This window comes from Rhodococcus sp. NPDC019647 (assembly GCF_044389235.1).
Classification (GTDB): Bacteria; Actinomycetota; Actinomycetes; order Mycobacteriales; family Mycobacteriaceae; genus Rhodococcus_F; species Rhodococcus_F oxybenzonivorans.
Window position 1 is genome coordinate 329,491 of record NZ_JBIRXS010000004.1, and the last position, 15,297, is coordinate 344,787.

The 15,297-nt window shown below is 66.0% G+C and carries 16 protein-coding genes; 7 read left to right on the forward strand and 9 right to left on the reverse strand.

The genetic code is table 11. The annotated features are described in order from the left end of the window. Positions 1 to 12: 12 nt before the first annotated feature. The gene (locus tag ACH49N_RS11605) at positions 13 to 606 is read right to left on the reverse strand and encodes a helix-turn-helix domain-containing protein (protein WP_358272309.1); all 594 of its coding nucleotides are present in this window, start codon (positions 604 to 606) and stop codon (positions 13 to 15) included. Positions 607 to 685: 79 nt separating this feature from the next. On the opposite strand from ACH49N_RS11605, the gene ACH49N_RS11610 reads away from it, so the two are divergent. Continuing rightward, positions 686 to 1,072: a DUF1304 domain-containing protein gene (locus ACH49N_RS11610; protein ID WP_358272307.1), complete on the forward strand. Its 387-nt coding sequence runs from the start codon at positions 686 to 688 to the stop codon at positions 1,070 to 1,072. A 34-nt stretch (positions 1,073 to 1,106) separates the two neighbouring features. Further along, positions 1,107 to 2,111 (forward strand): NADP-dependent oxidoreductase, encoded by a 1,005-nt coding sequence (locus ACH49N_RS11615; protein ID WP_358272306.1) that lies wholly within the window; start codon positions 1,107 to 1,109, stop codon positions 2,109 to 2,111. Here the strand turns inward: ACH49N_RS11615 and xylB are convergent. From xylB to ACH49N_RS11635, 4 genes are read right to left on the reverse strand one after another with little or no spacing between them, the layout of a single operon-like run. Beyond that, on the reverse strand, positions 2,101 to 3,546 hold the full coding sequence (gene xylB, locus ACH49N_RS11620) for a xylulokinase (RefSeq protein WP_358272304.1): 1,446 nt from the start codon (positions 3,544 to 3,546) through the stop codon (positions 2,101 to 2,103). The two genes, ACH49N_RS11615 and xylB, sit on opposite strands and share 11 nt — an antisense overlap. Further along, entirely contained in the window at positions 3,543 to 4,466 is a 924-nt protein-coding gene (locus tag ACH49N_RS11625; protein WP_358272303.1) for a carbohydrate kinase, read from the reverse strand. The genes xylB and ACH49N_RS11625 overlap by 4 nt, the downstream gene beginning before the upstream one ends. After that, a complete protein-coding gene (locus ACH49N_RS11630; RefSeq protein ID WP_358272301.1) occupies positions 4,463 to 5,944 on the reverse strand; it encodes a mannitol dehydrogenase family protein in 1,482 nt (493 codons plus the stop codon). Before ACH49N_RS11630 ends, ACH49N_RS11625 begins: the two co-directional genes overlap by 4 nt. A gap of 10 nt (positions 5,945 to 5,954) precedes the next feature. Then, positions 5,955 to 6,959: an NAD(P)-dependent alcohol dehydrogenase gene (locus tag ACH49N_RS11635; protein WP_358272649.1), complete on the reverse strand. Its 1,005-nt coding sequence runs from the start codon at positions 6,957 to 6,959 to the stop codon at positions 5,955 to 5,957. Between the two features lie 150 nt (positions 6,960 to 7,109). Here ACH49N_RS11635 and ACH49N_RS11640 point away from each other — a divergent pair, with 150 nt between their 5' ends. The 5 genes from ACH49N_RS11640 to ACH49N_RS11660 are packed head-to-tail and all read left to right on the forward strand — an operon-like array spanning position 7,110 to position 12,487. Further along, positions 7,110 to 8,132 carry a sugar-binding domain-containing protein gene (locus ACH49N_RS11640; protein WP_358272299.1) on the forward strand — a complete coding sequence of 341 codons (1,023 nt, stop codon included), beginning with the start codon at positions 7,110 to 7,112 and terminating at the stop codon, positions 8,130 to 8,132. Positions 8,133 to 8,184: 52 nt separating this feature from the next. Then, positions 8,185 to 9,510: a sugar ABC transporter substrate-binding protein gene (locus tag ACH49N_RS11645; RefSeq protein WP_358272648.1), complete on the forward strand. Its 1,326-nt coding sequence runs from the start codon at positions 8,185 to 8,187 to the stop codon at positions 9,508 to 9,510. Beyond that, positions 9,507 to 10,472, forward strand: a complete 966-nt coding sequence (locus tag ACH49N_RS11650; protein ID WP_159923203.1) for a carbohydrate ABC transporter permease — start codon at positions 9,507 to 9,509, stop codon at positions 10,470 to 10,472. Before ACH49N_RS11645 ends, ACH49N_RS11650 begins: the two co-directional genes overlap by 4 nt. After that, positions 10,472 to 11,350 carry a carbohydrate ABC transporter permease gene (locus tag ACH49N_RS11655; RefSeq protein ID WP_358272298.1) on the forward strand — a complete coding sequence of 293 codons (879 nt, stop codon included), beginning with the start codon at positions 10,472 to 10,474 and terminating at the stop codon, positions 11,348 to 11,350. Before ACH49N_RS11650 ends, ACH49N_RS11655 begins: the two co-directional genes overlap by 1 nt. A 51-nt stretch (positions 11,351 to 11,401) precedes the next feature. After that, complete coding sequence (locus tag ACH49N_RS11660) at positions 11,402 to 12,487, forward strand: sn-glycerol-3-phosphate ABC transporter ATP-binding protein UgpC (protein WP_358272296.1); 1,086 nt, start codon at positions 11,402 to 11,404, stop codon at positions 12,485 to 12,487. A 200-nt stretch (positions 12,488 to 12,687) separates the two neighbouring features. Here ACH49N_RS11660 and ACH49N_RS11665 read toward each other — a convergent pair whose 3' ends face one another. From ACH49N_RS11665 to ACH49N_RS11680, 4 genes are read right to left on the reverse strand one after another with little or no spacing between them, the layout of a single operon-like run. Beyond that, positions 12,688 to 12,840: a hypothetical protein gene (locus ACH49N_RS11665; RefSeq protein ID WP_358272295.1), complete on the reverse strand. Its 153-nt coding sequence runs from the start codon at positions 12,838 to 12,840 to the stop codon at positions 12,688 to 12,690. After that, the gene (locus ACH49N_RS11670) at positions 12,837 to 13,685 is read right to left on the reverse strand and encodes a tyrosine-protein phosphatase (RefSeq protein ID WP_358272293.1); all 849 of its coding nucleotides are present in this window, start codon (positions 13,683 to 13,685) and stop codon (positions 12,837 to 12,839) included. Before ACH49N_RS11670 ends, ACH49N_RS11665 begins: the two co-directional genes overlap by 4 nt. Continuing rightward, a complete protein-coding gene (locus tag ACH49N_RS11675) occupies positions 13,682 to 14,278 on the reverse strand; it encodes a MarR family transcriptional regulator (RefSeq protein WP_358272292.1) in 597 nt (198 codons plus the stop codon). Before ACH49N_RS11675 ends, ACH49N_RS11670 begins: the two co-directional genes overlap by 4 nt. Positions 14,279 to 14,312: 34 nt before the next feature. After that, positions 14,313 to 15,290, reverse strand: coding sequence for a hypothetical protein (locus tag ACH49N_RS11680; RefSeq protein WP_358272290.1), 978 nt, complete (start codon positions 15,288 to 15,290; stop codon positions 14,313 to 14,315). Positions 15,291 to 15,297 lie beyond the last annotated feature (7 nt).

Consider the following 15,297-nt stretch of genomic DNA (forward strand, 5'->3'; position numbering starts at 1 on the left):
CGGGCGGCGCGGTCAGGCAGTCCCGCGCCACTCCTCGAGCTGTTCGATCGCCGTGTGCGCCACGGCGATCGCCTCGTCCCGGTTGATGCGCGAGAGCAGGAACGCGCTGACCGACAACGACGTCAGCAGCCGCGTGCGGTGCTCGACGACGACGGCAGGCGCGTTCGGATCGAGGGCACGCAGCGCGTGGATCAGCGCTGCGGACAGTTCGCTGCGGTAGGCATCTACGACCATCCGCTGAGTCTCGTCGTGGGCGGCGAACCCGGCAGCGCTGTTGAGGAGCAGGCACCCACGACCCGGGCAGTCCTCGGGGAGCGTGGCCAAGGTCTCGGCGAGAGCGCGGTAGTAGCGCACGCCCGCGTCGGGCCGGGTGGGCTCACCGGTGAGGATTTTCAGACGGGGGCGGACGACACGGTCGAGGTAGTCCTGCACGGCGGCGTCGAACAGGCCCCGCTTGCTGGTGAAGGCGTTGTACAGGCTCGAGCGGTTGAGTCCGGTGGCGCGTTCGAGGTCGGGCACCGACGTGGCTTCATAACCCTTGTCCCAGAACACGTCACGTGCGAGGCCGATTACCTCGGCGGTGTCGAAGTCCTGTGTCCGTGGCATGACGATCCTCACTCACTGTTGTGAAACGCTCATTTCAGTATATATTGAAATGGTCAGTTCACAATCAGGAGGAGCTTGCATGGTTACCGCCGGTCTGGTTCTCGCCGCTCTCGCCAGTGCATTACACGTGTACATCTTCGTGCTCGAGTCGGTGCTGTGGACCGCGCCGCGTACCCGCGCGACCTTCGGCACCACCGCCGACGAGGCCGCCGCCACCAAGGAGCTGGCCTTCAACCAGGGCTTCTACAATCTCTTCCTCGCCATCGTGACCGCGGTCGGCGTCGTTGCGGTCGCTGTCGACGCGACTGCGGTGGGTGCGGCCCTTGTCTTCGCCGGTGCCGGATCGATGGTCCTCGCCGCGGCTGTCCTACTGATTTCCTCGCCGGACAAGGCACGCGCCGCTCTCACCCAGGGCACGCTTCCGTTGCTCGCGGTCCTTCTCCTCGCGCTCGGACTGGCGCTCTAGACATCTTTCGGCAAAGCAGTGAAAGGAACCACTCGTGGTATCGAGCACGCAGATTCAACTGATCAACCGGCCGGCGGGCTGGCCCACCCAGGACGACTTCCGGACTGTCACCGTGGAGTTGCCCGACCTCGCCGGTGATCAGGTTCGTGTGGTCAACGAGTTCACCTCCGTCGACCCATACATGCGCGGCCGCATGAACGACGTCAAGTCCTACATTCCGCCGTTCGTGCTGGGGGAGACCATGACCGGTGGCGCAGTCGGGCGCGTAGTCGAGTCGACCGCCGACAGCCACCCCGTCGGCGCCGTCGTGGTGCACGACCTGGGATGGCGCGACGTGGCGCAGGGCGATGCCACCGCATTCCGTGTGGTGGAGGAGATTCCCGGGGTCCCGGTGTCCGCATACCTCGGCATTCTGGGATTGACGGGCCTCACCGCCTACGTGGGCCTCCTGCACATCGCGCACCTGAAGCCCGGTGATTCCGTGTTCATTTCCGGTGCCGCCGGTGCCGTCGGAACTGCGGCGGGGCAGATCGCCCGCCTCGAAGGCGCCTCCCGGGTCCTCGGATCCGCGGGTTCCGCCGAGAAGGTCGCGCTACTCACCGACCGCTACGGCTACGACATCGCGCTCGACTACAAGGCCGCACCCATCCGCAAGCAGCTGCTCGAAGCCGCCGATGACGGAATCGACGTCTACTTCGACAACGTCGGCGGCGATCACCTCGAGGCGGCACTCGCCGCCATGCGCAACGGGGGACGAGCCGCGCTGTGCGGCGCGATCGCCGGCTACAACGCCACCGAGCGCGTGCCGGGACCGGACAACATGATGAACATCATCAGCCGCGGTCTCACGTTGCAGGGATTCACGCTGGGCAACTACACCCACGTGTTCCCCGAGTTCGCCGCCAAGATGGGACCGTGGCTCGCGTCCGGTGACGTGGTGCACGACGAGACGGTGGTCGAGGGCATCGAGAATTCGGTGGACGCATTCCTCCAGCTCATGCGTGGTGGGAACGTCGGGAAGATGCTGGTCAAGGTGTAGGCGGCTCCGCCGCCCGTGCGCCTTTTTGGTAGCTGGGACAACCAGAAAGGCGCACAGGCGCGGAGCGCCTATAGCGTTCGCGGACGGCGGGGGCAGGGTCGGCCTCGTAACGCTGGGTGGAGGTCTGATTCCACTTGGGTGGTTGCGTGGTGCCGGCGAGTGTCCACGCAGCCTGACGGCACGCGCCGACGGCGACGTACTCGCCGGGTTGCGGCACCAGGACGGGCGCACCGAAGATGGCCGGGGCGATCTCACGGAGTGCACGCGAGCGTGCGCCGCCACCGACGAGCAGGATCCGGCGCACGGCGACACCCTGCGCGACCAGGTGGTCGATTCCGTCAGCCAACCCGCACAGCAACCCTTCGACGGCCGCCCGCGCGAGGTGGGCTGGCGTCGAATTGTTCAGCCGCAGGCCCTCTATCGACCCGGTGGCGTCCGGTCGGTTCGGTGTGCGTTCGCCTTCGAAGTACGGCACCATCACCAGGCCGCCGCTGCCGGACGGTGCCGACAGCGCAAGCCGCGACAGCTCTTCGTGATCGACGCCGAGTAGCGCTGCGGTGGCGTCGAGTACCCGCGCCGCGTTGAGTGTGCAGACGAGCGGCAGATGGCGTCCGGTCGCGTCGGCGAACCCTGCGACGAAACCGCCGGGGTCGTTGGCCGGTATGTCCGACACCGCGGACACCACCCCTGATGTGCCCACCGAGACGATGACGTCACCCTCCTGTGCGTCCAGAGCGAGTGCGGCAGCGGCATTGTCACCTGTTCCGGGGCCGAGTACCGCGCCCGACCGCGTCTCGCCGATCCGCTCGGACGGCGCTGCCACTCGGGGCACCTGCACGGAGCGGCCACGGAGGGCCAGCGACAACAGGTCGGGTCGATACGCGTTGGCCGCGGCCGAGAAGTAACCGGTGCCGCTCGCGTCCCCGCGGTCGGTGGCCAGGGCATCGAGATCGCGGGCACCGGTGAGCTGCCAGCCGATCCAGTCGTGCGGCAGGCACACCGCGGCCGTCCGGTCAGCCTGTGCGGGTTCGGAATCCGCGAGCCATCGCAGCTTGCTGACGGTGATGGCCGCGAGCGGGACGACACCCACGGCGTCCGCCCAGGCGTCGGGACCGCCGAGGTCCTCCACCAACTGTGCGGCAGCCTCCGCCGACCGGGTGTCGTTCCACAGCAGCGCCGGGCGTACCACCGACCCGCTGTCGTCGAGGCACACCATGCCGTGTTGCTGGGCTCCCACCGACACCGCCGCGACGTCGTCGAGACCACCGGCCGCGGTGATCGCGGTGTCCAGGGCCCGCGCCCATTCCTGCGGGTGCACTTCGGTCCCGTCGGGATGTGACGCTGTGCCTTTGCGGACGAGTTCTCCGGTGTCGGCGTCGCAGACGAGCACTTTGCACGACTGGGTCGACGAGTCGATTCCTGCGACGAGGGTCATTGCAGAATCCTGGCCTCTCGGTCGAGCGTCTCGCGGTCGGGAAGGTCTGCGCCGGCCTTGGCGACGGTGAGGGCGGACATGAGGACGGCGTTGGCCAGTACGGTGCGCAGCCGGGCGGGATCGAGTGCGCGCAGGGCGCCACGGTGTTTCGCGCCGAGCAGGCCCTGGGACCAGACTCCGTCGAGCAGTCCGGCCATGAAGGCGTCGCCGGCGCCGACGGTGTCGATCACCTGAACCTGGCGCGCGGCCATCTCGACGACACCCGCCGCGCACACCGCGAAAGCGCCCTCGGAGCCTTTGGTCACGGCGACCACTGCGGGTCCGAGCGCCAGCCAGTCGCGGGCGATGTCGACGGGGTCCCGGGTGGGGTCGAACCAGGCGAGGTCCTCGTCGCTGGCCTTGACGATGTCGGACATCGACACGAGGTGCTCGATTCGCTCCCGGGCCCGTACCTCGTCGGTAATCAGTGCGGTCCGGACGTTCGGGTCGAAACTGATGGTCGCCGCGGAGCGGAGGCGGTAGAGGATATCGGCCACCACGGCACATCCGGGTTCCATCACGGCGGCAATGGACCCGGTGTGAACCAGCTCCGGGGTCGAGGCCCAGGCGGGAGCGGGCAGCGACCATTCGAGGTCGAACTCGTAGGTGGCCGCACCTGTCGGGTCGAGTGTCGCCCGGGCGGTGGCCGTGGACTCTGCGGACATGCTTCCCGACGCCAGGCGGACGCCCGACGCCGCGAGGTGGTCGAGGATCATTCGTCCCCGTGCGTCCTCCCCGATGCGGGTGACGAATTCGACCGGTCTGCCGAGGCGGGCGAGTCCGACCGCCACGTTGAGGGGGCTGCCTCCGGCGTACTCGGTGGTGGTGCCGTCGGCAGCGGTGACGATGTCGATGAGGGCTTCGCCGACGACCATACTCATGACTGCACCTTCTCGAGCAGGGATTCGAGTGTTTGTCGCGCGCCGACCCGGTGTAGCGAATCGAGTGCCCACAGATAGGCGGTGACGAACCGTGGATAGTCGGCCAGATCGCCGAAGACCGATTGGTTCTCGATGAAGGCCGTGGGGTTCTCGTGCTGGCTCCGCGCGATCGGCACGAGGGAGTCCTTCAACTGGTCGACGACGTCGATGGGTTCGCCGTCCTCGTCCACTCCCTCGGCGTACCGGGCCCAGCTCGCGACGACCGCGGCCGACAGTCGAATGTGCCGGTCGGCGGTCAGATTCTCGCGGATCACCGGCAGCAGCCACTTCGGGATGCGGTCCGTGGACTCGGCGCACAGGCGGGCGACGGTGTCGCGGATCTCCGGGTTCGAGAAGCGCTCGATGAGCGTGCGCTTGTACTCGTCGAGGTCGACCCCGGGAACCGGCGCCAGGGTAGGCGTGGCCTCGTCGTCCATGTAGGACAACAAGAATTCGGCGAACAGCGGATCCTGCGCGACCTCGTGCACGAGGCGATACCCGGAGAGGTACCCGAAATAGCAGAGGGCCTGATGACTCGCATTGAGCAGGCGGAGTTTCATCAGTTCGTAGGGTGCCACATCGTCCACCAACTGCACGCCGACCTGCTCGAACGGCGGCCGGCCCAGAACGAACGCGTCTTCGAGAACCCAGGAGGTGAACGGTTCGGCGGCGACGGGCCACTGGTCGTCGATGCCGAATCGAGTCGAGAGTGCCTGCGTCACCTCCGCAGTGGTCACCGGGGTGATTCGGTCGACCATGGAGTTGGGGAAGGAGGTCTCGGTGCGCATCCACGCCGCGAGTTCCGGATCTTTCATCTCGGCGTAGGCGAGGAACATCTTGCGCGCCACGGTGCCGTTTCCCTCGATGTTGTCGCAGGACATGATGGTCGGCGACGCGAGTCCGCGGGCCCGTCGACGGGCCAGTGCTTCCACGATGAGCCCGAATGTGCTGGTCGGCGCGGCACCGTCGCGGAGATCGTGGACGATGTCGGGGTTCTCGCGGTCGAACTCGCCGGTGTCGTGGGTGAAGTTGTAGCCGCCCTCCGTGATCGTGAGCGAGACGATCCGGGTGGATTCGGCGGCGATCTTCTCGATCACCGCTTCGGGGTCGTCCGGCGCGAAGAGGTAGTCGACGATGGAGCCGATGACGCTCACGTCCCAGGTCCCGTCGGCATGTTTCAGGGCCAGGGTATAGAGGCCGTCCTGTGCCTCGAGTACGTCCTTCATGCGCCGATCGCCGGGCAGAACCCCGACTCCGCAGATGCCCCACTCGCGGGCCTGTCCGAGGCTCAGTAGCTTGTCGACGTACATCGCCTGGTGTGCACGGTGAAAGCCGCCGACCCCGAAATGCACTATCCCGACGGAGATGTCGTTTCGGTCGTAGGTGGGTACTTCGACTGCATCGCTGAGCCGCTCCAGCGTCTGCGCGTTCAGTTGCATCGCTCTCTCCTCATTCCTGGACGCGTACGACGGCCTTGAGGCTGCCCGGCATCCGGTCTGCATTCAACGCTTGTTCGGCCTCGGCCAACGGGTACTTTCCGGTGACCATCGAATCGAGGTCGACCCGGCCGGACCGGGCGAGTGCGATCGCAGCGGGCCAGGTGTTGGCGTACCGGAAGACGCCGGTGAGTACCAGTTCCCGGTTCTGGATCGTCTGCACCGGAAGTGTCATCTCGCTCGAGCCCATGCCGACCAGGACGACGGTGCCCGCCGGCCGGACCGCGCCGATTCCGGCCAGGACGGCGCTCGGCGCTCCGGACGCGTCGACGAAGGCATCCACCTGGAGGGCCGACACGTCCTGCTCGCGCGGGTCGAGCACGGTGGTGGCGCCGAATTTGGCGGCCACGGCCCGCCTTTGTGCGTCGAGATCGGAGACGATCACCTCCGTGGCGCCGAAGGCCAGTGCCGTTTGCGCCGTGGCGATTCCGATCGGGCCGGCGCCCGCGATGAGCACCCGCGACCCCGCGGTCAGCCCGGCTTTCCGGGCCGTGGCGATGGCCACCGACAGCGGCTCGCACAGTGCCGCTGCGTCGTCGGACATCTCGTCGGGGACGGCGTGCGCGAAGGCGGCACCGATCGTCACGTACTCGGCCAGTGCCCCGTCGATCGGCGGGGTCGCATAGAACTGCATGTGCGGGCAGAGGTTGTAGAGGCCGCGCCGGGTCTCGTCGCTACCGGGATCGGGGCGCTGGGGTTCGATCGACACCCGCTGCCCGATCCGGTCTGTCGCGACGCCCTCGCCGACACCGACGATGGTGCCCGACGCCTCGTGGCCGAGAACGATGGGCTGCTCGACGACGAATTCCCCGATGCGTCCCTCCCGGTAGTAGTGCGCATCGGATCCGCAGACGCCGACCGAGGAGACCTGCACCAGCACGTCGCCGGGACCGGGGGTGGGTACCGAGCGTTCCCGGATCTCGATGCGACCGGGTTCGACGAGAACGCTGGCACGCATCGTGCTGGGGATACTCGAGGGAAGTGTTGTGTGGGTCACACCTCGATGCTAACGTACTGAGCAGAAGAACGCATAGTGATCATTTGCTCACGGTTTCTCGGGCATCCGAAGTACCGCTCCACGGCCCCGAGATCATGGCGAGGAGAACCAGTGACATCCCCCGACACGACGGCACCGACGCCGTCTCTCACCGCAGTCCCGTCCCCGTCGACCACGGAAGATCTGCGACTCGCGTTACGAGCGGCAACGCTCTACTACCTCGACGGGCTGACACAGGCCGAGGTCGCGACACGGCTCGGCGTCTCCCGGCCCACCGCGGGCCGCTTGGTTGCCCGCGCCAAGGCGCAGGGCTTGGTCCGCATCGAGGTGCAGGTTCCGGCGCATCTCAGTGACGCCCTGCGCTCCGACGAGGAACGCGCTCTCGAAGAACGGTTCAACCTGGTCGAAGCGGTGGTGGTCGCCGACTCGGTGGACGCCGCCGGCCCGATCGACCAACACGGCAGCTTCGCCGGGGTGGGACGCGCTGCTGCGTCGTTGCTCGTGCGGCGGATCCGTGACACCGACACGCTCGGTTTCACCTGGGGCCCGGAAACGGTGGCCGTGGCGCAGGGTCTGCCTTCCGGTGCGGCGGTGTGCGCCACCGTTGTGCAGCTCGACGGCTCGGTGAGTGCCATCAACTACCAGACCGGCACCGAGTACGTCCTCGGTAGGTGTGCGGAACAATTGCAGGCGAACACCATTCGGCTTCCCGTCCCGCTGTACGCGGATGCGTCCACGGTGGTATCCATGCGGGGAGACTCGGTGATCTCCAAGGCGCTCGAGGTCGGTCGCACGGCTCAGATGATGATGTTCGGCACCGGCGCGGTCTCCACGTCGACCACGTTGTTCGAGGGAAGCTTTCTCGACACCGACATGCTCTCCGTACTTACCGACCTCGGCGCGGTCGGCGAGGTGGGTGGCCGTTTCTTCCGGCTCGACGGCACCGACGTGGATGGGCCGCTGAACGAGCGGGCCATGTCTGTTCCACTCGACGACATCCGGGCCTGCGAGGGATCGATCCTCGTCACGGGTGGAGCCGCGAAACACCATGCGGCACTGGGTGCCCTCAATGGCGGATTGGCCAAGATGCTGGTCTGCGACATCGAATGCGCGCGTTGGCTGCTCGATCAGTAGCACCACGCAAGAGAGGTGAAGATCGGTGAAGAAACACAGGAAACCGGCCACGATGCTGGTGGCGGGCGCGGGAGCGCTCTGCCTCACGCTCAGTGGTTGCGCGGGCGCCGGATCGCTGGGCGCGTCGGAACAGACCATCACCATTGCGATGGTCTCCAACTCGCAAATGCAAGATGCCCAAAAGCTCGCGTCGCAGTTCGAGGAAGAGAACCCCGACATCGACCTGAAGTTCGTCACGCTGTCGGAGAATCAGGCTCGCGCAAAGATCACCGCATCCACCGCAACCGGTGGCGGCGAGTTCGACGTCGTGATGATCAGCAATTACGAGACTTCGCAATGGGCCAAGTACGGCTGGTTGAAGAATCTGTCGGAGTACGCCCAGGCGACCGAGGGGTACGACGAGGCCGACTTCATCCCCACCCTGCGCGAGTCGCTGTCCTACGAGGGGAACATGTACTCGGTGCCGTTCTACGGCGAGTCCTCGTTCCTGATGTACCGCAAGGACTTGTTCGAGCAGGCCGGGATCACCCTGTCGGAGAAGCCGACGTGGAGCGAGGTCGCCGCAGCAGCACAGCAACTCGACTCCGAGGACATGGCCGGCATCTGCCTGCGTGGCAAGCCGGGCTGGGGTGAGTTGCTCGCACCACTCGACACCGTCATCAACACGTTCGGTGGCCGCTGGTTCGACGAGGACTGGAATGCGCAGCTCACCAGTCCGGAGGTGGAACGCGCCGTGCAGTTCTACGTCGACCTGGTGCGCGAGTACGGCGAGCCCGGCGCCGCGACAAGCGGTTTCGGTGAATGCGCCACACAGCTGGCTCAGGGGCAGGTGGCGATGTGGTACGACTCCACGTCCGCGGTGTCCACCCTGGAGGACCCGTCGTCGAGCGCCGTCGTCGGCAAGATCGGGTACGCACCCGCACCGATCGAGGTGAAGGACAACTCCGGCTGGCTGTACAGCTGGTCACTCGGAATACCCGAGAGCAGCGACAACCCCGATGCGGCGTGGAAGTTCATCTCGTGGATGACCGACAAAGAATACATACGTACGGTCGGTGAAGATCTGGGCTGGGAGCGGGTGCCCCCGGGCAGCCGGCTGTCGACCTATGAGATTCCCGAGTACAAGCAGGCCTCGGCGGCCTACGGTTCGCTGACGCTCGAGGCGATCGAGAACGCGACACCGGAGGCGCCCACCGTGCAACCGGTTCCCTACACCGGGGTGCAGTTCCTGGCGATCCCGGAATTCCAGGATCTCGGAACCCGCGTCAGCCAGCAGATCAGCGCGGCCATCGCAGGCCAGCAGACCGTGCCCGAGGCGCTCGCCCAGGCACAGCAGTACGCCGAGGTCGTCGGCGCGACATATCGGGAGGAACAGTGACCACCATCGCGGAGAAACCGGCCGCGGACACCACCGCCGACCGGGTGCGAGAACTGCGGGAGGCCAAGGACGACAGCGTCTCCCGTGCCGAAGGATGGCGTCGCCGAGGACCGTTGCTGCCCGCCCTGATCTTCATGATCGTGGTGACTCAGATTCCGTTCCTGTTCACGCTGTACTACTCGACGCAGTCCTGGAACTTGGTGCGTCCGGGGTCCCAGGCCTTCGTCGGGCTGCAGAATTACGTGGACGTGTTCAAGGACAGCCAGTTCCGTGAAGTTGCGGTCAACACCGTCATCCTGATCGTCGGAACCGTGCTGATCTCGGTGGTGCTCGGACTGCTGCTCGCCCTGCTGCTCGACCGCGCCTTCCTCGGCCGGGGCATCGTCCGTACCCTCCTGATCACCCCGTTCCTGGTGACGCCTGTTGCCGGTGCGCTGCTGTGGAAAACCACAATGTTCGACCCCGTGTTCGGCATCGTCAACTTCGTCCTCTCCCCGTTCGGGGTGGGACAGGTCGACTGGGTCAGCAGGTTCCCGCTCCCCGCTGTCATGGTGAACCTGATCTGGCAGTGGACGCCCTTCATGATGCTGCTGATCCTCGCCGGTCTGCAATCCATGCCGCGCGACATCCTCGAGGCGGCGCGGGTGGACGGCGCCAAGCCGTTCGCGATGTTCCGCGAACTGACCCTGCCGCATCTGCGCCGGTTCATCGAACTGGGTGCGGTGCTGGGTGCGATCTACCTGATCAACACGTTCGACGCCATCTACATGATGACCCAGGGCGGGCCCGGCACGGCCAGTGCCAACCTCCCCTTCTACATCTATCAGCGCGCGTTCCTCGGATTCGACATCGGGCAGGCCGCCGCGATGGGCGTCATCGTCGTGATCGCGACCATCGTTGTCGCGACCCTGGCGTTGCGCCTGATCTTCAAGAGCTTTACCGGTAACGAGGAGGCAGCGTAATGAGTACCGACACTGCGGCGGCGCCGGTGGAATCCACGCCCGCCGTTCCGGAGAGGAAGCGGGCGCGCAAGCACCGCAAGTTCAGCCCGTGGAGCGTGGTGGCGTGGATCGTGGCGCTCGGCTTCTTCTTCCCGGTGGCCTGGATGGTGCTCACCGCGTTCAAGCAGGAGGGTGACGCCTACACGACCCCGCCGAAGCTGTTCTTCACGCCCACCCTGGACCAGTTCACGGCAGTGCTCGAGAGCGGAATCGGTATCGCACTGCTCAATTCGGCTTTCGCGACCGCCATGTCGACGATCCTCGTGCTGGTGCTCGGTGTGCCGGCGGCGTTCGCGCTGTCGCTGCGGCCGGTACGTAAGACGAAGGACGCCCTGTTCTTCTTCATCAGCACGAAAATGTTGCCGATCGTGGCCGCGATCATCCCGCTGTACGTGATCGTCAACGACATCGGTCTGCTCGACAACATCTGGGCACTGGTCATCCTGTACACGGCGATGAACCTGCCCATCGCGGTGTGGATGATGCGCTCGTTCTTCCTCGAGGTGCCGGGCGAACTGCTCGAGGCGGCGAGCATGGACGGTGCGAGCCTGTGGACGTCGGTGCGTGAGGTAATTCTTCCGCTCGTGTCTCCCGGCATTGCGGCCACTGCGTTGATCTGTGTGATCTTCTCGTGGAACGAGTTCTTCTTTGCGGTCAACCTCACCGCCGTTCAGGCGCAGACCATTCCGGTGTTCCTCGTCGGATTCATCACCGGTGAGGGACTGTACTGGGCCCGGCTGTCGGCAGCGGCGACGCTGGCGGCGCTCCCGGTCATCCTGGCCGGCTGGGTGGCGCAGAACAAGCTGGTCCGCGGCCTGTCCTTCGGCGCGATCAAATGATCACCCCGACAATCACTTCCCCCGACTTCGGTACTCACAAGAGGAGCAATCATGGCTGACATCGCGTACAAGGGCGCATCCTGCATCTACGAGAACGCCGACACGCTGGCGGTCGATTCGCTCGACCTCGAGATCGAAGACGGCGAATTCATCGTCCTCGTCGGACCGTCCGGTTCCGGCAAGAGCACGGCACTACGCATGCTCGCCGGCCTCGAGGACATCGACGAGGGCACCATCACCATCAACGGCAAGGACATGGTGGGCGTGCCGTCGAAGGACCGCGACATTGCGATGGTCTTCCAGAACTACGCCCTGTACCCGAACAAGACGGTGGGCGAGAACATGGGATTCGCGCTGAAGATGCGCGGGGTCGGACTCGAGGAACGCAAGCGGAAGGTGGCCGAGGCGGCCAAGGTTCTCGATCTCACCGAATACCTCGATCGCAAACCGGGCAAGCTGTCCGGCGGCCAGCGGCAGCGCGTCGCGATGGGACGCGCGATCGTGCGTGAACCACAGGTGTTCTGCATGGACGAACCACTGTCCAACCTCGACGCAAAACTGCGCGTCCAGACGCGTACCCAGATCGCGGCATTGCAGCGCAGGCTCGGCACCACCACCGTCTACGTCACCCACGACCAGGTCGAGGCCATGACGATGGGTGACCGGGTTGCCGTCCTGAAGAACGGTAAACTGCAGCAGTTCTCGGCGCCGACCGAGCTGTACGACCGGCCGAACAACGCCTTCGTCGCCGGCTTCATCGGGTCACCGGCCATGAACCTCATGACCATGCCCATCGTCAGCGACGGGGTGCGCCTGGGAAACTCGACGCTCGCTCTCGAACGCGACCAGCTGTCGGCGCTGCACTCCGCCGGGCTGGACACCGTCACGGTCGGGATCCGTCCCGAGCAGTTGGAACTCTCGACCGGAGAGGGCGGCATCGAGGTGATCGTCGACCTGGTCGAGGAACTGGGGAGTGAATCCTACGTCCACACCCACATCGCCGGTGACGGTACGCAACTGACCGCGCGGTCACTGACCCGCACCCCCGCGCGGCTGGCCGACACGGTGTCCCTGCGCAAGCGCGAAGGAGCGGTGCATCTGTTCCACCCGGAAACTGGGGAGCGGATCGGCGACTAGAGCGTGGGCGCGGCCGATCCGAGATCGGGTCCGCGCCCACCCGGTTGTGTCGAAGGTCGGATCAGCGTTTGGACAACAGCGAGGGCGTTTGTGCGCTGCGATTCGGTCGCGGCACCGTCCTTGAGTTCATTGCATCTGGTGGACCACCGAATCGGAAACTAGACCGAGAGAAACCGAGTTCTCCCATCCGGCTCAGAACGTCACGGTCGAGTGCGCTCTGGTTCCCGTCGCCGGTAGAACGGCGCCAGTTCCTCTTGCGAGAATGCACTGGCAGCGTCGACCAGCGCCTGCTGATCACCCGAATGGGGCCACTTGACAGCGAAGTCGAGCATGGCGAGTTCTTCCTTGCTCACGGTGTTGCCGTTTGCGTAGGGATGAGCAGGGAACGGCGCAGGTCGTCGAGGGTCCGGGGCAGCAGGGAACCCGTGGTGACGAGGTAGTCGGCGACACTGCCGTAGGTGTCGTCGAGGTAAGCGAGTGCACGTTCCATACTCGCTGCCGGCGTCTCGAAGAGCACCCGCGCGGCGTCGGGGTGCACCCCGGCGTCGGTGAAGAGGGCTTCGTAGGCGGCGATCCGGTTTGGCCGGAGGACGCCGGTGAGCGCGTAGTCTTCCACCACGAGGGCACGCGGGGTACCGATCAGTTCCAGTACGAGGGCAATAAGAAGACCGGTGCGGTCCTTTCCTGCGGAGCAGTGCACCAGCGCGGGGAGGCGTCGTGCGTCGGCGAGCACGGTCACCGCCGCCCCGAAAGTCGTCGCCCGCCGGTCCAGTGTGTCGCAGTAGAACTGCGTCATATGGGCCTCCTCGAACCGTGGCATCTCGCCGGAGAGGAGTTTGCGGATGTAGTTTGTGTCGGTGCCTTCCCCGCCTTCCGCGATGGGGAGCGCGACGACCTCGGCTCCGGTCGCACGGTGCCATACCGATTGTGTCCGGCGCACCTCGTGTTCGGCGCGTAGGTCGATGACAGTCCGCAGTCCGAGATCCTGGAAGTCGCTTTGGTGCTCCTCGTCCCACAGCCCCTGGAACTCGGCGGCGTCGGTGGCGAGCACTTCGCCCCGGAACAGCCGGCGTGGACCGATCATCCACCCCGGCCGCGCCGGGTATCCGGCGAGGTCGCGCACGTTGGTGGTGCCGGGAAGTGGCACCCGACTCTCGGCGAGGGCCCCACTGAGGCGAGGCACCGGGATCTCGGTCACTCGTCGGCGTCCGTTCGTTCGCGGCCCAGCGTGAGGAGCAAATCCTCGTGCAATTCCATCCAGACGTCATGGTAGGAGCCAGACATCGGACGAGCGAGGGCGCCGGTGTCGCCGCTGCGGAAGGCGGCGAGTGCTGAGTCGAACTGAGGTTGGTAGTGCCTCATCCGAGGGGTCGCCGACACGGCCAGTGACAGCACCTTGCCGAGTTGCTCATGCACTTGGACCAGGTCCGGGAGAATGCGTGCCGTGTCGCCCGCGGCCTCGGTCTGCCATTGGGTGGTGAGCTCTTTGAACTCACGGTTCGGCGCGAGGAAGGCCTCGTAAGCGACTGCCAAGGCCTCCATCTCGGCCGAGGACACTTGCTGGGCGTGGAGTTCGGTGTGGCGTTCGCGTCCAGCCGACGTGAGCATGTACCCCTCCACGCGTCCACCGGTCCGGGATTTCGCGAGCCCGCGCGCGACCGCGTCGTCCAGGATGCGCTGGACGGTCTGGTGAGCGAGACCGCTGCTCTGCGCCAAAGGTTCCGACGTGGCGAGGCCGCGCACCCGCAGGCGGTGGAGGACGTCGTACTCCTCCCTGGTCGTGTAGCTCATTCTGTCGTCCTTCCGTGTCGTCGTGGTGAGGTGATCAATCTCGATCGAGCGTGAGTTCGTTGCGTTCGCCGACGCCGACACCGTCCGTGCGGTGATGTGCGACGTACTCGGGTGGCCAGGCACACTCGATGTATCCGACACCCTCGACGCCGTCGACGGTGGTGTGCATCGCCGCTTCGTGGATCCACAGGCGAGGGCTGACGGGCCATTGCAGGTCGGCGCCCTGTCGAGCGGTCACTTCGGTGACCCGACCCTCATCGTCGACGATCCGGGCCTCGACCAGAGTGTGCATGAATCGTTCGTCGAAGGTGATGTCGGAGTCCATCTCTTCGATCGTCGCGATCACGTCGTCCTTTTGCACGTATCCGTGCAAACTGGTCTTCCCGCGGTACTGCAGTTCCATTGCGTGGATGGCGGTTCCACCGTCGGTGAGGATGTTCCACCATTTCCAGTGGGTGGGCCCGCCCCAGTCGCGCATGCCCCAGGAATGGTCACGATGGGCGTACCCGTCGATCTCGTGCGTGGTGCCGTCGAGGGTGAGCGTGCCCGTGACGTGGCCGCCTTGTTCGGTGCGATCCCATGCCAGCCAGTCCGGGCAGCCGTTGCGGTTGGCCGCGAAGCCGAACGAGGGATTGAGCCCGGTCCACTCGTAGTCGATGGTGAGCCGTGTGCCGCGGAATTCGATGGAGGACTTCATCATGTCGTCGGAGAGCGTGAGCCGACCCGGTCCGACCTGCCAGTCATCGAAGGACAGCGAATCGGGAACGCTGATGTGGTCGTGGACCTCGAACACCGTCTCGTCCACGCCCGGACCGAAGACGATGCCGGCGACCCCGGCCCGGCCCTGCCCGTTGTCACCGAGTGCGTGCACCCAGGTGTAGAAGATGACGCCGAGGCCGAGATGCGGCAGCGGTAGGAGGTAGGCGAGTGATTCGCGTACGTCGGGGTGCGCATCGGCGTCGAAGAAGATGTGTCGCCGCTCGGCGCCGTTGTTGAGGAGATTGATACCCATCGATCAA